Origin of the sequence: Vibrio tubiashii (assembly GCF_028551255.1) — a bacterium.
GTDB lineage: Bacteria > Pseudomonadota > Gammaproteobacteria > Enterobacterales > Vibrionaceae > Vibrio > Vibrio tubiashii_B.
Map to the genome: position 1 here is coordinate 654,765 of NZ_CP117030.1, position 12,828 is coordinate 667,592.

General features: G+C 44.8%; 10 protein-coding genes and 2 pseudogenes. 7 read left to right on the forward strand and 5 right to left on the reverse strand.

Annotated elements, in window-relative coordinates; translation table 11 throughout:
• The first annotated feature begins 472 nt into the window (after positions 1–472).
• From betI to nagE, 7 genes and pseudogenes are all read left to right on the forward strand, one after another.
• Positions 473–1,068: pseudogene (gene betI, locus LYZ37_RS18290) on the forward strand (transcriptional regulator BetI).
• Positions 1,069–1,089: 21 nt separating this feature from the next.
• The gene (gene betB, locus LYZ37_RS18295) at positions 1,090–2,550 is read left to right on the forward strand and encodes a betaine-aldehyde dehydrogenase (protein WP_272788260.1); all 1,461 of its coding nucleotides are present in this window, start codon (positions 1,090–1,092) and stop codon (positions 2,548–2,550) included.
• 24 nt (positions 2,551–2,574) lie between these two features.
• The gene (gene betA, locus LYZ37_RS18300) at positions 2,575–4,275 is read left to right on the forward strand and encodes a choline dehydrogenase (RefSeq protein WP_272788261.1); all 1,701 of its coding nucleotides are present in this window, start codon (positions 2,575–2,577) and stop codon (positions 4,273–4,275) included.
• A 28-nt stretch (positions 4,276–4,303) separates the two neighbouring features.
• Positions 4,304–5,242, forward strand: a pseudogene (locus LYZ37_RS18305) (choline ABC transporter substrate-binding protein).
• A 55-nt stretch (positions 5,243–5,297) separates the two neighbouring features.
• Positions 5,298–6,140 (forward strand): choline ABC transporter permease subunit, encoded by an 843-nt coding sequence (gene choW / locus LYZ37_RS18310; RefSeq protein WP_171381433.1) that lies wholly within the window; start codon positions 5,298–5,300, stop codon positions 6,138–6,140.
• A gap of 2 nt (positions 6,141–6,142) precedes the next feature.
• A complete protein-coding gene (choV, locus tag LYZ37_RS18315; RefSeq protein ID WP_272788262.1) occupies positions 6,143–7,327 on the forward strand; it encodes a choline ABC transporter ATP-binding protein in 1,185 nt (394 codons plus the stop codon).
• A 124-nt stretch (positions 7,328–7,451) separates the two neighbouring features.
• Entirely contained in the window at positions 7,452–8,903 is a 1,452-nt protein-coding gene (gene nagE, locus LYZ37_RS18320) for an N-acetylglucosamine-specific PTS transporter subunit IIBC (protein WP_272788263.1), read from the forward strand.
• 68 nt (positions 8,904–8,971) lie between these two features.
• On the opposite strand, the gene LYZ37_RS18325 is transcribed toward nagE, so the two are convergent.
• The 5 genes from LYZ37_RS18325 to LYZ37_RS18345 form a co-directional block, all read right to left on the reverse strand.
• Entirely contained in the window at positions 8,972–10,261 is a 1,290-nt protein-coding gene (locus LYZ37_RS18325) for a sensor histidine kinase (protein ID WP_272788264.1), read from the reverse strand.
• The gene (locus LYZ37_RS18330; protein ID WP_004749422.1) at positions 10,245–10,919 is read right to left on the reverse strand and encodes a response regulator transcription factor; all 675 of its coding nucleotides are present in this window, start codon (positions 10,917–10,919) and stop codon (positions 10,245–10,247) included. The genes LYZ37_RS18325 and LYZ37_RS18330 overlap by 17 nt, the downstream gene beginning before the upstream one ends.
• Before the next feature lie 222 nt (positions 10,920–11,141).
• Positions 11,142–11,570, reverse strand: coding sequence for a DUF3010 family protein (locus LYZ37_RS18335; RefSeq protein WP_171320892.1), 429 nt, complete (start codon positions 11,568–11,570; stop codon positions 11,142–11,144).
• 151 nt (positions 11,571–11,721) lie between these two features.
• The gene (locus LYZ37_RS18340; protein ID WP_171320893.1) at positions 11,722–12,105 is read right to left on the reverse strand and encodes a cystatin domain-containing protein; all 384 of its coding nucleotides are present in this window, start codon (positions 12,103–12,105) and stop codon (positions 11,722–11,724) included.
• 165 nt (positions 12,106–12,270) lie between these two features.
• Positions 12,271–12,615 (reverse strand): DUF3316 domain-containing protein, encoded by a 345-nt coding sequence (locus LYZ37_RS18345; protein WP_272788265.1) that lies wholly within the window; start codon positions 12,613–12,615, stop codon positions 12,271–12,273.
• Between the last annotated feature and the right edge of the window lie 213 nt (positions 12,616–12,828).

The window sequence follows — 12,828 nt, forward strand, 5'->3', positions numbered from 1 at the left end:
TTTCATAATATAGATGCCGTTAAGCGCTTGAGCAAACGGTAATAACCGGTGATCTTGATGATTTGACTTAGTGAAGGTGGAAGTATTTTGTGACTCTATCAGTGTTGAAACGGCATTGTGATTTTGGATACTTGACTAAATATTTAGTGTTCGAAATAAAATGTCACGTCTGAGTTTTTAAGTGGTAGGTTTTACGTGCTAGCTTCGCGTATTTTTCTGTAGCGTGATATCAATGTGCTGAAATGATTATTAAGTAAGCTATTGAATTATAGTGGTTATAATTGATTGTCAACATGCATTTCTGAGAACAATAGCTTGCATTGCTTGGGCTCTATTTAAATTTGAGTTCGTAGTGTTATGGCTTAAGTTTTCATTTCTAACAGCACAATTTATAAAAAAACAATTTGAGTACGAATGAAAAATCAGGCATTTTATATTTAATTGATCGTTCAATTAAAAAAGGAGTAATGAAATGCCGAAGGTTGGTATGCCTGATATTCGTAAGCCTCAGCTTGTACAAGCAACGATGGCTGTGATCGATCGTGTGGGATTACAATCGGCAAGTATTTCTCTGATCAGCAAAGAGGCTGGCGTCTCATCTGGGATCATTAATCATTACTTTGGTGGTAAGCATGGATTGCTTGAAGAAACGATGCGCGAGATTTTGCGTCAGCTTTCCTCAACCGTAACGCAAAAGCTCAACCAGCTGCCAAAAGAAGCTCACCAACAACGTATTAACGCCATCATTGATGGCAATTTTGTCGGTTATCAAGCAGAAAACAAAGTTGCCAAAACTTGGTTGGCTTTCTGGTCTTACTCAGTCCATGACCCTGAGCTGAAACGTCTTCAAAGGGTCAATGAAAAACGTTTGCGTCCCATTTAAAAATTGAATTAAAGAATTTGTTTGAAAAGGATCAGGCAGAGATCATTGCTCATGGTATTGCTGCTCTGATAGATGGCATCTGGCTGCGTGGGACGCTCAATCCGCAAGGTATTGATGCCGAGAAAGCAAGATTAATCATCAATGATTACCTAGATAAACAGCTCACTTTCTACTCTCAAAAATAATCATAAAAGTCAGATCTTCACATGGAAATGAAATCACTATTCATCGATGGCAAAGCCTGCCATGCAACCTCTAACGAGACCTTTACTACCTGCAACCCAGCCAATGGAGAGCCTTTAGCGAAAGTCGGACAAGCAAGTGAACAAGATCTTGCGCTGGCAATCGACTCTGCTAAACGTGGTTTTAAAGTTTGGTCTGCGATGTCACCGACAGAGCGTAGCCGTATCTTATTAAAAGCCGTAGCCCTATTACGTGAACGCAACGATGAGCTTGCCGCTCTAGAAGTTGCTGATACAGGTAAGCCTTTGCAAGAAGCCATTGCGGTAGACATTGAAACGGGTGCAGATGTTATCGAATACTTCGCTGGTTTAGCGCCGGCTATGCAAGGCGAGCAGCAACCTTTAAGTGAAACACAGTTTTTTTACACGCGCCGCGAACCTTTAGGTATCTGTGCAGGGATAGGGGCGTGGAATTACCCGATTCAAATTGCAATGTGGAAATCAGCACCTGCATTGGCTGCGGGTAATGCGATGATTTTTAAGCCTTCTGAGGAAACGCCGCTATCGGCTCTTAAGCTTGCTGAAATATTTACACAAGCGGGTCTACCGGATGGTGTGTTTAATGTTCTGCAAGGGGATCACAGAGTAGGGCAGATGCTGACGGCTCATCCTGATATCGCCAAAGTGTCATTTACGGGCGAGTCAGGCACGGGCAAGTTGGTCATGGCAGACAGTGCAAAGACTTTAAAACAGGTCACTATGGAGCTAGGTGGTAAGTCGCCGATGATCGTGTTTGATGACGCCAAGCTCGATGATGCTGTCTCTGCAGCCATGGTGGCGAACTTCTATACCCAAGGTGAAGTTTGTACGCATGGCACGCGCGTCTTTGTCCATGAAGCCTTGCATGATGAATTTGTCGCACAGCTAAAAGCGCGTACTGAAAAGCTTATCGTCGGTAACCCAATGGAGATAGATACACAGATTGGGGCACTAATATCACGTGAGCATCTAAGCAAAGTACTTAGCGCTATCGAAAGTGCTAAATCAAGCAAGGCAACACTCCTCACTGGTGGTTATCAGGTGAAGGAAAATGGGCTCGACAAGGGTAACTTTGTTGCACCAACCGTGTTTACTGATTGTGATGATGACATGGAACACGTTAAAGGCGAGATTTTTGGCCCTGTCATGTCTGTTCTGAAATTTAGCCAAGAGTCTGAAGTGATTCAAAGAGCGAACAACACGGACTATGGACTAGCCGCTGGGGTATTTACGCAAAATCTCTCACGCGCACATAGAGTTATTCATCAGCTTCAAGCGGGTATTTGTTGGGTCAACACCTGGGGTGATTCGCCTGCGGAAATGCCAGTAGGCGGTTATAAGCACTCTGGTATTGGGCGTGAAAATGGCCCAGAGACACTGCGTCATTACACACAGACGAAAAGTGTCTTGATTGAGCTTGGTGGCTACGAAAGCCCTTACGAGTAACTTGCGCGAATACGGAGATTCAAAATGAAGCAAGATTACGATTATATCATCGTAGGAGCAGGCTCAGCGGGTTGTGTGTTGGCTGACAGACTGAGTGAGAGCGGTGAGCACAGAGTATTGCTGCTTGAAGCGGGTGGGACCGACAAGAGTATCTTTATCCAGATGCCTACTGCCTTGTCCTATCCAATGAATACAGAGAAATACGCTTGGCAGTTTGAAACGCAGCAAGAATCTGGTTTGGATGGCCGTAAGCTACATTGCCCGCGAGGCAAAGTGTTAGGTGGGAGCTCGTCAATTAATGGAATGGTCTATGTCCGTGGCCATGCATGTGACTTTGATGAATGGGAGCAGAATGGCGCTAAGGGCTGGAACTACCAGTCATGTTTACCTTATTTCAAGCGTGCAGAGTCATGGACAGGCGGTGGTGATGAGTATCGCGGTAACGAAGGGCCTCTAGGGACTTGTGCTGGTAATGACATGCAGCTTAATCCTCTTTATCATGCATTTATTGATGCAGGTAAAGATGCTGGTTACCCGGTAACGCAGGACTACAATGGCTACCAGCAAGAAGGTTTTGGTGCCATGCACATGACGGTGGATAAAGGGGTACGTGCATCCACGTCTAACGCTTACCTAAGGCGCGCACTAAAGCGAACAAACCTTACGTTAGTTAAGGGTGTTGTCGTTCGCAAAGTGATTATTCAACAAGGTAAAGCAATTGGCGTTGAATTTGAAAAGTCTGAAAAGATTATTCAGACGCTGGCACAAAAGGAAGTGATCTCAAGTGCGGGTTCTATCGGTTCTCCTCAGCTTCTGCAATTGTCTGGCATCGGCCCTAAATCGGTGTTGGATAAGGCGGGTGTACAAGTCGAACTTGATTTACCCGGGGTTGGGCAAAACCTTCAAGACCATTTAGAAGTTTACTTCCAGTATCACTGTAATCAACCTATCACGCTTAATAGTAAATTAGGCTTAATGAGCAAAGCGAAAATTGGAACGGAATGGATCCTGACACGTAAAGGATTGGGAGCGACAAACCATTTTGAATCCTGCGCATTCATTCGCTCGCGCAAAGGTCTTAAATGGCCGAATATCCAGTACCATTTTTTACCTGCAGCAATGCGTTACGATGGCCAAGCGGCGTTTGATGGACATGGATTCCAAGTTCATGTCGGGCCAAACAAGCCCGAAAGTCGCGGCTCAGTCGAAATCATTTCTTCAAACCCAAGTGATAAACCCCGCATTGAGTTTAACTACATCTCGACGCAACAAGATCGTCAAGATTGGCGGGATTGTATTCGTTTGACGAGAGAGATCCTGCAGCAACCTGCAATGGATGCTTACCGTGGTGATGAGATTCAGCCGGGACTCAAGGTTACGAGCGATGAGGCGATTGATGAATGGGTTAAGCAAAATGTCGAGAGCGCTTACCACCCTTCGTGTAGCTGTAAAATGGGCGCTGATGATGACCCGCTAGCCGTACTCGATGAAGAGTGTCGAGTCCGTGGTATTGAAGGTTTACGAGTGGTTGATTCATCAATATTCCCAACCATCCCTAATGGCAATTTGAACGCTCCGACCATCATGGTTGCTGAGCGTGCAGCAGACATGATCTTAGCCAAACCGCTACTTGAATCAGCCAACTTGCCTGTGTGGTTAGCCCCAGAGTGGGAGCACAAACAGAGAATTAATAAACCTAAAAGAGCTGTGGAATCAGCTCAATAAAGTCAGTAATCATTACAAGGAACACATTATGTCTATGATGACAAAAACATTTACCTCCCTAGCGTTGAGTGCGCTTGCCGCCAACGCGTATGCCAATCAATGCGAAACTGTGCGTTTTGCCGATGTTGGTTGGACGGACATTACTGCAACGACAGCAGTGACGTCTGAACTACTGAAAGGTATGGGCTATAAAACGAAAACCGATTTGCTGTCTGTGCCAGTGACATACTCGTCAATGGCGAACGGTGATATCGATATCTTCCTTGGCAACTGGATGCCAACAATGTAGGGAGATATCGCTAAATACCGTGAGGCAGGTAGTGTTGAAACGGTTCGCGCCAATCTTGAAGGTGCGAAATACACCTTGGCAGTACCTAAGTATGTTTACGACGCAGGGGTGAAAAGCTTTGCTGATCTCGCAACACATGCCGATAAGTTTAGAGACAAAATCTACGGGATAGAGCCAGGTAATGACGGTAACCGACTGATTCAGTCAATGATTGATAGCGATGCCTTTGGCCTTAAAGACTTTAGTCTTGTTGAGTCGAGTGAAGCGGGAATGGTTTCTCAGGTTGCACGCGCAGTGCGTCGAAATCAATGGATTGTGTATTTAGGTTGGGCGCCGCACCCAATGAATAGCAACATTGAGATGGCTTACCTTGATGGTGGCGACGATTTCTTTGGTCCGAACTATGGCGGGGCGAACGTCTACACCAACGTACGAGCTAACTACCTTTCTGAATGTAAAAACGTAGGTCAAATGCTGAAAAACCTAACGTTTAGTTTGGAGATGGAGAACGAGTTGATGGAAGCGATTCTTAACCAAAACGTAAAACCTTCCAAGGCAGCGCAGCAGTGGTTGAAACAAAACCCACAGCAAGTTGAAGCATGGCTAGAAGGTGTTAAAACCCTGAGTGGCGATGACGCAGCAGCAGCCGTTAACAGCTATATCAAGTCAAATGCATAATAAAAAATGGTGAGGGAGCAGGGCTGTTGCCTCACCAAATAATAAAGGTTATATCGTGAATTTTATTACAAACAACAAAATCCCTGTGGGTGAGTGGATGGAAACCGGCGTAGATTGGCTGACGCTGAATGCGGCAGGGTTCTTCGACGCGATCTCTATCTTTCTTGAAACCGTTATTCTTTTTGTTGTCGATATTTTTAAATGGATGCCGCCCGCGTTCCCGATTGTGTTAACGGCAGCCATAGCTTGGTACTTGCATCGTAGTATCCCATTAGTGCTGTTTGTTGTGGGTGCTCTGCTGACAATTCTTAATCTTGGCTATTGGCAAGAAATGCTGGAAACCTTTGTTCTTGTTTTTGCAGCGACAACGATTTCCGTATTAATTGGTGTTCCAATCGGCATAATGGCAGCGCACCGCCCATGGTTATATACCTTGCTCCGTCCTGTGCTTGACTTGATGCAAACTGTACCGACGTTTGTCTACTTAATTCCCACGCTAGTTTTGTTCGGTCTTGGCATTGTACCCGGGTTGATTTCAACAATAATCTTTGCCATCGCAGCGCCTATCCGTTTGACTTATCTCGGGATTACCAAAGTTCCAGAGGAGCTTATCGAAGCTGGGAAAGCCTTTGGTGCAAGTCGAATGAAACTTTTGTTTAAAGTCGAATTACCTGCTGCGATGCCGAGTATTATGGCGGGCGTAACTCAGTGCATTATGTTGTCACTCTCCATGGTGGTCATTGCTGCTTTAGTCGGTGCCGATGGTTTAGGTAAACCAGTGGTTCGAGCGCTGAATACGGTCAACATTTCACAAGGATTTGAAGCTGGGTTAGCTATCGTACTCGTTGCGATCATTCTCGATCGTTTGTGCAAGACACCTAATCAAAAAGAGGCATAGTCATGGATGCAATCACAATTAAAAATTTGGATGTGGTGTTTGGTGATAAACAACAGCAGGCGTTAACCCTTCTAGACCAAGGTTTATCTCGCCAAGAAATCATTGATCAAACAGGACAAGTAGTTGGCGTTGACAACGTTTCCTTTTCAATTCAAGAAGGTGAAATTTGTGTGCTGATGGGCTTGTCAGGGTCGGGGAAATCGAGTTTATTACGTGCTGTGAATGGTTTGAATGAAATCAGCCGTGGCTCGCTGGAGATTAAAGATGGTCAGCAGGTCGTTGATTTAGCCAATTGCAGCGAAGAAACATTGCGTCATTTACGTACCCACCGTGTCTCCATGGTGTTTCAGAAATTTGCCCTAATGCCTTGGCTAACAGTGCTAGACAACGTTGCGTTTGGCTTAGAAATGCAAGGTATGAGTAAAAAAGAGCGACGAGAAAAAGCGCGCGCGCAGCTAGAAATGGTCGGACTAGCAGATTGGGAAAGCAAATATCCACATGAGCTATCCGGAGGTATGCAGCAACGGGTAGGGTTAGCAAGAGCATTTGCAATGGACACCGATATTCTACTGATGGACGAACCTTTTTCGGCACTCGACCCGTTGATTCGTACTCAGCTACGAGACGAACTCATTCAACTGCAAAGTAAGCTGAACAAAACAATCTTATTTGTCAGTCACGATTTGGACGAGGCACTTAAGATAGGAAACAACATTGCGATTATGGAATCAGGCAAGCTCATTCAGCATGGTAAGCCTGAACAAATCATTCTGGCACCGGAAACGGATTACGTTAAGGACTTTGTCGCTCATACCAATCCTCTTAACGTGCTCAAAGGACGCTCATTGATGCAGTCCCGTGAAGAGTTAGCAAGACGCAATGATCAGTGGGAGATTTGTTCATCAAACGAGCTTTGGGTTGAGCAACTTCCCCAAGGTTTGAGTTTGGTTGATTCGAACAAAACGCTGGTGGATTGGAATGACGATTCTCTCGAAATAGCTGACATCAACAGCTCTATGGTGGTTCAGGCCAGCCCGGATATAGGAATGCGCGAGGCGATTGAGCTCAAACAGCGCAGCAATCAGCCTATTTTGTTGGTCGAGGAAGATGAACTTGTCGGAGTCCTCACGGACAATGAACTTTATGATGCCTTGCTGGGTAACTTTAAAACTAAGCAGGTTGCTTAACCAGAATGCCCAGCCTGTTAGGTTGGGCAATTTTTCATTAACAAATCTTAATCTACACTCAACTCTGCCTTAATCTCACTCTTAGTACTCTTTGGGAATAACGAAAACCAAAGGGGACAAAAAGGTGAATATACTAGGATATCTACAAAAAGTCGGTAAGGCGCTGATGGTGCCTATCGCAGTTCTGCCAGCGGGTGGTTTAATGCTCGGATTTGGCTATGCGCTTGACCCGACATGGGGTTCGGGTGGAAGCGCGTTGGCGAGCTTTCTTATTTACGCAGGTAAAGCGATCATGGATAACCAAGCCTGGTTGTTTGCTGTTGGTGTCGCATTTGGCATGGCAAAAGACAATAACGGTGCAGCGGCACTGGCAGGTTTGATAGGTTTGTTCATTGTGCAAACTCTGGTCTCAGATCCTGCTGTCATTTCCATGCTAACCGGAACGCCTGTTGCGGATATGAGCAAGGAATCTGTCATTGCGTATGGGGCTGTCGTCAACGCCTTTACGGGAATTCTAACAGGTATTATTGCAGGAGAGCTCTACAACCGCTTCCATAATATTCAACTGCCGTCGGTATTGGCATTCTTTGGTGGACGCCGCTTTGTGCCGATTATTACCTCGGCAGTAATGTGTGTTGTGGCTTACATTCTGATTGTAGTTTGGCCTGTGGTCTATGTTGCACTGGTTAACTTTGGTAAGAGCTTTATTGACCTCGGTCCGGTTGGCGCTGGCCTGTATGGTTTCTTTAACCGTCTGTTGATTCCACTTGGCCTTCACCATGCTCTGAACCAAGTATTCTGGGCTGACCTTGCCGGTATAAACGATATCTTCAACTTTTGGAACAACACTGGTGAGCTTGGTATTACAGGTCGTTATATGGCTGGCTTCTTCCCTGTCATGGGCTATGGTCTGCCGGCAGCTGGCCTAGCAATTTACCACTGTGCTAAGCCAGAGAACAAAGCTAAAGTTGGCTCAATTATGTTGGCGGCAGGTACGACTGCAATTGTAACTGGTGTGACTGAGCCGCTTGAGTTCGCGTTTATGTTTGTTGCGCCAGTACTGTTTGTGATTCATGCCGCATTGACTGCAGCTTCAATGACGATTGCAGCTACCTTCCAGTGGACAGCAGGCTTTACATTCAGTGGTGGTCTGATCGACTTTTTGCTATCTATGAACCTGCCACTGGCGAACAAACCATACATGCTCGTGGTTCAAGGGCTCTGTTTTGCAGCTTTGTACTATGTAGTGTTCCGATTTGCCATCACGAAATTTGACCTTAAAACACCGGGTCGTGAAGATGAGTCAGAAGTCAGTGCAGTTGCAGCGTCGACGGACAAAGCAAAACTGGCTGCTCAGTACACTGAAGCTTTAGGTGGTAAATCTAACTTAGAGAGTATTGATGCCTGTATCACTCGCCTTCGCTTGGCAGTGCATGACATGAGTAAAGTTGATGAAGCTGCGCTGAAAGAGTTGGGCGCAATGGGAGTAGTAAAACTGAACGAGCATAATGTTCAGGTCATACTGGGCCCTGAAGCTGAGTTAGTGGCTGGAGAGATGAAAGCTCTACCTGCCTAGTCAGTGAGGTTAAGCTCTCAAAACCCATGGTAGAAAGGCAGCTTGATTCAAAGCTGCCTTTTTCTATGCTAGTGAGTGAAATAGAGCCTCACTCTTAACCCTGGTTTGTTATCGCGCAGTATTAAGCGTGCGTTGTGCTTGCTAAGTACCGCATCAACAAGAGAAAGTCCTAGCCCATTACCTTGTTCGGTTCTGCTTTTGTCCGCCCGATACATAGGGCGACACACGTAGAGTTTATCTTGATCTGAAATACCGATCCCTGAATCGGCAACCATAACGCCAAAGTGATCGACAATAACTTCAACCTTGCCATCTGTTGGCGTGTATTTCACCGCGTTTTCAATCACATTAAAAACTGCGCGAAAAAGTAACGAACGATCGCCTAAAATGGTGCAGCTTTGGTCTTGTCGATAGGTAATACTTTGACGCTTTTGCTCAGCGAGAGGCGTAATGAACTCGATAGCATCGCTGACGATACTGCCGAGCTCAACTTTCTCTGTTGCGAGACTGATTTGTCCGCTATTGATTTTGGCAATTTCGAGCATACTGTTAAAAAGCGATAAGATTAGTTCAAGTTCATCATGACAGGCTGAAAATTCCTCTTGTTGAGACTCTGAAAGATCTTTACTCGATAGAACCTCTTCCAGACGCAGTTTTAATCTAGCCATTGGTGTACGCATGTCATGCGCAAGACCAACAGTTAAAGACTTTAACGTCGTTTCATTTTTTGCCATTTGTTCAATCATATAGTTAAGATGAATCGCTAAGATATCGAATTCATCATCTTTTTCTGAGACGGAAAGTTTAACCTCTCGCTCACCACACAATACGCGGTTCATAGCGCGATTCACTTTCTCTAACCGTTTTAAGATCAGCAATGAAAAGAATAGGGCGGTGCTAAGCATCACCGCGACAGGCATAATGATGCCAGAAAATACAATTGGCGCGAGAGACTCTCGGTGGGCTTCAACGACACTTGGGTTAACCCCGATTTCTAATCGAAAATCATCACCAAGCAAGATGTTAGTCTTCTCACTAGGTAAGGCGGCAATGGGATAGTATTGGGTGTTTAATATCGGCTCCATCGGCTCGACAAGTCGATAGTAAAAAGGCGTCTGAGAGGCTTGCTTAGCTTCTAAAAGGCTTTCAACGTTTGATTTACCTTGAGTGGCGGCAAAACTGAACTCCTGAATTTCATCGTTGAGTTGCTTGGTTAACTGTTGGCGGTGAAAGGCGTCTGAATCGACATAAAGCTGCCGTATAACTACAGTGTTTGCGGCGGCAACGAGCACAAATAAGCCCATTAAGGTTTTAAAGACGGAAGAGCGGGTGAGGGTGTAGTTATCGACGAAGGACATAACCTGCCCCTCTTACGGTATGAAGTAACCCAGTACAACCTGCCTCTTCGAGCTTACGTCTTAGATTGGCTACGTGGACATCGATAACGTTGGTCTTAGGATCAAAATGATAGCTCCAGATACTTTCAAACAAACGCATACGTGACACAACTTGTTCGTGGTGTTCAATAAAATGTTGAATGAGCTGGAACTCTTTAGGTTGAAGGAGCAGCTCTTGATTGTTGCAGGTAAATTTGTGTGCTTTCAGGTCGATTTTTAAGCAGTCGTAACTAAGAGTATGAGAAGGAGTTGATGCGCGATGTGCTCGATTGATGATGATATCGACCCGGGCGATAAGTTCAGCGAGTGCGAACGGCTTAATAAGATAGTCATCACTGCCTGCTTGCAGCCCATCAACGCGATCTTCGATGCTGTCCATCGCACTCAGAATCAGAACGGGAATGTTGTTATCGGTTGCTCTAATCGCCGACAGTACTTTCATTCCATCTAGGTAGGGTAGCATTCGGTCAAGAATGATCAGTTGATAGTCGCTACTTAGCGCCATCATCAAACCTTTTTTTCCATCCTCTGCCTGATCAACCGCATAACCATGCTCTTGCAATCCTTTGGATACAAATTCTCGAGTGGTTTGGTCGTCTTCAATGATTAATATTTTCACAATAACCCTCTTTTCCATAGCTAGGGGTTATCATAACGAATAAGGTTCTGATTTTAAGAAGAAAAAATAAGGCTCGCGTGACTAATGCGAGCCATATCGGTTTAGGGGGTAAACCGAAAAACGTTTTAGATTAAGGATTTACAGATTAACTCAGCACTTATTTAGTGAGCCTTAACGAAACATTAAGATTTGTTAATCTGGTCATTCCAACTAAACGTTTGATTATCCGCGCATCATTGCGCATGCGTATGCTGTGGTAAATGCTTGCTCTTGATACTGTTTTAAACCGGTATCTTTAAATTGAATGCCCAGCGGGTTGCGTTTAAGGCTCTCTTTGATAGCCGTTGGCGCCACAACTTCTACTTTTAAATCGTCGATAAGCTGAATGGCAGCTTCTAATTTAAAACCTACCGCGCCGCCTGCGAACTTGCCTTTTGTTTGACGCTGGCGAATGACGACTTTTTCGATTTTGTAGTCTTCTATCAACTTGGCAAAAGAGAATTGGAATTTCTTCATCTCTTGTGTGTCGTTGGCATTACCAATGCTTAGTTTTGCTACGCGGCAGTCTGGTAAGTGAACGACCCCATTCTCATGCGAAAGAAGACAGATTACCGCATCGTTACCTTTTAGCTCTACACCACAAATTTTCATGTTTTCACCTAGTTGTTTGTTAGCGGCGTCATTATATCGACCATTTGTGACTTATCGAGCTTTTTATACAGTGATTGTTGGGAATAGGGTGAGAAAAGACAAAGGAGTTCAGTAAAAGTAGAACTCCATATATATAGTTTGAAGCAGGGTGTTATGGGCAGATCTTACCGAGGGTAGGTTGTTGAGTGATCGAGTACTCATCGTCAAGAGATTGGTAAACAATCGCGTTCCAAACCTCACCATTTTCAAGCTCAAATTCCACAGCGTAGTTCATTCCAGCAACAACTTGAGTGCGCACATCAGTGATCTGCTTTAACGGAGACTGAGAAGCGATTTGGTTGAGGACAAGGTCAACGGCTTTCTCGGCTTCAGGTGTCACTTCACCCGGAGGGTAGAAGCCTCCTGGCATCGCTTCGCTGTTACACATAGGGTCGTGTGGCATAGTTGAAATGTACTCTTGGTTTGTTGAAGTCGCTTGGTTACAACCCGCTAGTATAGCGACAGAGACGACTGACAGTAGGATAACTTTTTTCATGCTTACTCCATGACTGAATCATTAATGAGTATATTTTGATTCGTTAGTTCAATTTAACTCAAGATTTAAATGAAATTTAACTCATAAATGGTTGTGTTAAGTCAGGAAAATGCAATAAAAAAGCCGCTTTAGATAAAGCGGCAAGGCAGGTGGAACGATAAACGGTTAGCTGTTGCCACTTTCACGGTATTTGTATTGATAATCTACATCGAGCACGGCTTTGTACTGAATATTACCTGGTGCGTTTGCAAATTCTTCAATCTGTACTGTCATGTCATTGAGTTTCACACTTGGGTAAACGACGTTACTCTGTGAAATATGCAGCTTGTTCTTAAGTTGCGCTGGGTTCATTGTTTTCATCTCATCCATGAGGTCAAACGCGGCATCATAGGCTTGTTGCTTAGTTGAGTATGCGTCAGTGGTAAAGCTTGTGTTTGATGACGTGGCATTGGTTGATGCAAATACAGACGCACTCATTACCAACGAAGCTAATAGAATCACTTTTTTCATAATCTTTTCTCCTGATGGGTGACCTTCGAGAGAAATATTACGCCTAAGGACGTAAGGAGTCTGTCAGGCTATGTAAGATTACTACTAGGTTTTGTAAAGCTTACCTTTTAGTTTGTAACCTGTTCATGACTAAGTCAATTTGCTGTCAGCGAATAGCGTGTTTAGTGAAGTGGGAGTCAGAGGTGAGGCGTTGCCGCCCTATAGTTTTTAAAA

Excerpts from the sequence above, each read along its gene's own strand:
- LYZ37_RS18335 (WP_171320892.1), bottom strand. The coding sequence starts at position 11,570 with ATGAAAATTTGTGGTGTAGAGCTAAAAGGTAACGATGCGGTAATCTGT.
- choV (WP_272788262.1), top strand. The coding sequence starts at position 6,143 with ATGGATGCAATCACAATTAAAAATTTGGATGTGGTGTTTGGTGATAAA.
- betA (WP_272788261.1), top strand. The coding sequence starts at position 2,575 with ATGAAGCAAGATTACGATTATATCATCGTAGGAGCAGGCTCAGCGGGT.
- LYZ37_RS18325 (WP_272788264.1), bottom strand. The coding sequence starts at position 10,261 with ATGTCCTTCGTCGATAACTACACCCTCACCCGCTCTTCCGTCTTTAAA.
- betB (WP_272788260.1), top strand. The coding sequence starts at position 1,090 with ATGGAAATGAAATCACTATTCATCGATGGCAAAGCCTGCCATGCAACC.
- LYZ37_RS18345 (WP_272788265.1), bottom strand. The coding sequence starts at position 12,615 with ATGAAAAAAGTGATTCTATTAGCTTCGTTGGTAATGAGTGCGTCTGTA.
- LYZ37_RS18340 (WP_171320893.1), bottom strand. The coding sequence starts at position 12,105 with ATGAAAAAAGTTATCCTACTGTCAGTCGTCTCTGTCGCTATACTAGCG.